General features: G+C 38.8%; 5 protein-coding genes. All 5 read right to left on the bottom strand.

All coding sequences use genetic code 11. From position 1 onward, the window contains the following. On the bottom strand, window positions 1-653 hold a 653-nt coding region (locus ACTNES_RS19950), incomplete at its 3' end, for a M56 family metallopeptidase (protein ID WP_441040485.1). Between the two features lie 12 nt (window positions 654-665). After that, window positions 666-1052, bottom strand: a complete 387-nt coding sequence (locus ACTNES_RS19945; protein ID WP_291806956.1) for a hypothetical protein — start codon at window positions 1050-1052, stop codon at window positions 666-668. Window positions 1053-1563: 511 nt separating this feature from the next. After that, window positions 1564-1824, bottom strand: a complete 261-nt coding sequence (locus tag ACTNES_RS19940; protein ID WP_055052796.1) for a heavy-metal-associated domain-containing protein — start codon at window positions 1822-1824, stop codon at window positions 1564-1566. 172 nt (window positions 1825-1996) lie between these two features. Further along, the gene (locus tag ACTNES_RS19935; RefSeq protein WP_441040484.1) at window positions 1997-3505 is read right to left on the bottom strand and encodes an FMN-binding protein; all 1509 of its coding nucleotides are present in this window, start codon (window positions 3503-3505) and stop codon (window positions 1997-1999) included. 166 nt (window positions 3506-3671) lie between these two features. Then, a partial coding sequence (locus ACTNES_RS19930) for an Ig-like domain-containing protein (protein WP_441040486.1) occupies window positions 3672-3779 on the bottom strand: 108 nt, incomplete at its 5' end.

Genomic DNA, 3779 nt, shown 5'->3' with positions numbered 1-3779 from the left:
TCTATGTAAAGGAAAAGTAAAAGATATGCCACAGGATTCATCCAGTGCAGGCACAGAACAAAAAGGCATAAAAGTTTTACTAAATTGTCATGATTTTTCAAATGTGTATGTTCATGTTTGTATACCATGATAAAATCAGGATGCAGAGGAAAACTCTCTGGAATTGCAATCTTCTGGCGGAAAAACCCAATAGTGCATGGACCACAGATTCCATCCGGGATCAGATAATAGGTAAGATTATCTTCCGGATCGTCAATCTTTTCGAAGATATAGTTTCGAATAGAATGTGCACCTCTCCAGTATTTAACTATCTCATAGATCGCGAAAATAATAATTCCAGCTAACCAGACTCTGGCAAAAATATTAAACCATTGAGGCAGCCATATATAATCGCCCTGCTTTTCACTCCAGAAAGATAAAGAACCGGATAAATAAGAATCCGCTTTCCTGCCAATTAACATTGTTTCCGGAAGTGCATCTTTTGGAAGTAAATATTTAACCAACTGAACCGGCACCAGATAAAAGAACACGCCTGTCAGCAGTAATCTTCTTCCAAGGATATAATTGTAGTCTTCACGCTGAATTATGTATAAAAGTAAACAGATCACTACAGGAATACTTCCTGCAATGGACATACAAACTAACAGTTCCATTTAAACATCACATCATTTCTTCTTAATGTATTCTAATAAATATTCTTTCTCTTCCTCTGTAAGTTTCTGATCAGAGGTCAGAGCACTGACAAGGATGTTCATATCAGGAACTGTATATCCTGATGCGGATAACCTGAAAGTGTGTGCAGATTTGGCAGCTTCAGTTTCACCCTTTTCTTCAGCAAGTTCATTTAACTTATCATACAGGTAGCGGTTTCTCAATCCAAGAACAAACATAGATGCCGGGTATAGTAAGGATACCACAGCAGCACCAATCATGTATAAAGTAAATGTATGTGTATCGTTTACCGGAGGTTTGCTCATAAAGTTAATAAAGAAACCAATACCAGAAAAAACGGTAAATAAAATCCAACAGACAAGTTCTATTTTCTTTTTCATTCTTTCGTCTCCAGATCATTAATAATTGTAAATTTCTGTCATTTCTTAACTACAGTTAGTCTACCATATTTTGCACAAATTAAGCAACTGATTTTTATGAATTTATCGGACTTCTTACCGTCATTATTCGAGATCTATCGAGAAATTGCACAATAGATTATGGACTTGTGTTACATTTTTTGAACACCTCTTCCATAGCGCGTCATCCGAGGACTGCAAGCTCCTTCTGATAAACTGCGGAGTAGTTATTTGGTATAGAGCCACGTAGCGAAGCGGTAGATTTTATCCGCTTGACAAATACATTTATCAGATATATTTCTGAAATGCTCTCAATATGCAAAAAAGATTCCATTTTTCTATAAATCATTCAAATCCATGACTATTGATTTCATCTACCAGAGACACATCTCTGGATGCAACAAGGTGTCTGATAAAGTAAAAAGCCAGGAAAGAACTGTTCAATCACTGAACAATTCCTGCCTGGTTTCTCATGGAAAATTAAAACGTATTTTTATTTATGAAGAAAAGAAAACAGTCCTTTTTTCTTTTCATATGGCTCTGATGTAATGCCTTTTACTTCATATCCTGTCGCACTGATGGCTGTTTTTAATTTGGCTTCATCTACAGGTCCGTCTGAAATGATCACTGTCTCGCCCTTACTGTGGGAAGAAGTAACTTTATCTACCTGAAAAGCTTTTCTCACTGCATCATTCACGTGAGATTCGCACATACCGCACATCATACCGTCTACTTTCACAGTTGTTTTGATCATGTTGTTATCCTCCATTTCTGTTATTACAATGCTGTTAAAAGCATTATCTGTCATTATAAGTTAGAACTCACTAACAGAAATTATAGCATATGTTTTTTTTCTTTTACAATAAGTGTAAGTTTTAATTGTAATTAAAATTTTATGCTGCTTTTTTGCTTTAATTTCAGTAGTTTTATGCCAGTGCCTGAGCCAGTGCTTTCTGAACTGCACCCAAAATACCTTCTGAAGAAAAAGTTGCTCCGCTGACTGTATCTACACCGTCTGCAGACTGATTTGCCATGATCTGAGGATAAATAGACCCCCATGCTGCATCAAAGAATCCTGGAGAATCACTGTTGCTCTGTTCAATGGAGGCAATCTGGCCTCCCTGAATTGTTACTGTTACATTCACTCTTCCACTATATCCGTAGCTTGAGCCTGTATAAGTTCCGTCAACGTATAGTCCTGTAGGTTCCGGTGTTGGCTCAGGTGTTTCTTCCGGAGTCGGTGTCGGAGCTGGTGTTTCCTCTGGAGTCGGTGTTACTTCCGGAGTTGGGGTCTCTTCCGGAGTCGGTGTTGGTGTCGCTTCTGGAGTTGGTGTAGCAGTTATTTCCGGAGTTGGCGTTGGGGTCACTTTTGTACTGCCCTTTTCTGCCTGTTTCAGAATATCTTTCATTGCGTTTATGATACCCTTCGAAGAGTAAGTCGCACCGCTGACAGTATCAATACCATCGACAGACTGATTCTGAATAATCTCATTTTCCAGTACATCCCATGCTTTATTAAAGAACATCGGTGTATCTGTGTGCTCTACTTCCAGAGATTTGATCACACCTTTTTTGATTTTGGCAGTCAAAGTGATTGTTCCGTTGTATCCTTTGCCAGTTCCTGTATAGGTTCCGTCTTTATAAATCTGTTCTTCTCCCGGTTTCGGGGTTGGCGCGGGTTTCTTTGTAGGTTTTGGTGAGGAAGTCGGTGTTGGTGTTGTAGTCGTCTGGCTTCCAGACGGAATTGACTGAGCCAGTGCGCTCTGAACTGCTGAAATAATTCCATTTGAAGAATAAGTTGCACCACTAACTGCATCTACATTCGGAGACTGGCTGGAAATAATTCTGCTGCTCACACCCTGAGCATTAGCAAAATACGATGCCGTTTCACTGGATGCATCGAGAATATTAATAGATGAGATCTTGTGATTACTTACTGTTACCTGCACAGTGATTGTGCCACCAAATCCTGTTCCGGATCCTGTATAAGTTCCATCTACATATCCATCGGCAGGGACTTCTGTAGTAGGTGTCACAGTACTTCCTGCGCCACTGCCGCCTCCTGCTGTTCCATTTACAGCTGATCCTGTAGTAGTATTCTTCTTTGTACTGGTTTTTATTTTACTGGTTTTTTTGTTTTTTTTCGCAGATGTCTTTTTTGTAGAAGTTTTGTTGTCCTTAGATGAAGTTTCCATTCCAGATTTTTCACTGAGATTATCTGTTGAGATTATCTTTTTGATATCATCCGTAGACATAAGATTATTATCTGCAACTTGAATTGATTCTACAGGGGCTTTATCTGCCTGATAACAGGTTACGCAGACTGCTGCAAAAACTGCTGCAGCCGGAAGAAGTTTCAGCCATGGCTTCATGCCGTCCTGTTTTTGTTTATTTTCTGGTGTTTTGATACTTTTCTGTTCGTTGTTCTTGTCCACAAATCTTCTCCTTCTTCTTTATTCGGTTGTTCAGCAGCTACACCTTTTATACAGCGAAAAGAAACCCTGAGCTTTTGTAAGACACAGGATTTCTTTTCTTTATTTATGGTTCAGTCTAACGTATCTGACTGAAATTATTACTGTTCACTCCGTGTCCAGTAACGAATTATTTTACAGTTACTTTCACTGTTTTAGATACACCATTGCATGTTACAGTGATTTTTGCAGTACCTTTTTTGATACCTTTGATCGTACCATTGGAGGATACTGTAGC

The sequence above is a fragment of the Blautia sp. HCP3S3_D9 genome (assembly GCF_052063845.1).
Taxonomy (GTDB): Bacteria; Bacillota; Clostridia; order Lachnospirales; family Lachnospiraceae; genus Blautia_A.
The sequence above is the reverse complement of the archived record's forward strand: the minus strand, read 5'-3'. Positions and strand labels throughout refer to the sequence as shown.

Bases quoted from the DNA above. Each gene is read 5' to 3' on its own strand.
- ACTNES_RS19945 (WP_291806956.1), bottom strand. From the start codon at position 1,052: ATGAAAAAGAAAATAGAACTTGTCTGTTGGATTTTATTTACCGTTTTT.
- ACTNES_RS19940 (WP_055052796.1), bottom strand. From the start codon at position 1,824: ATGATCAAAACAACTGTGAAAGTAGACGGTATGATGTGCGGTATGTGC.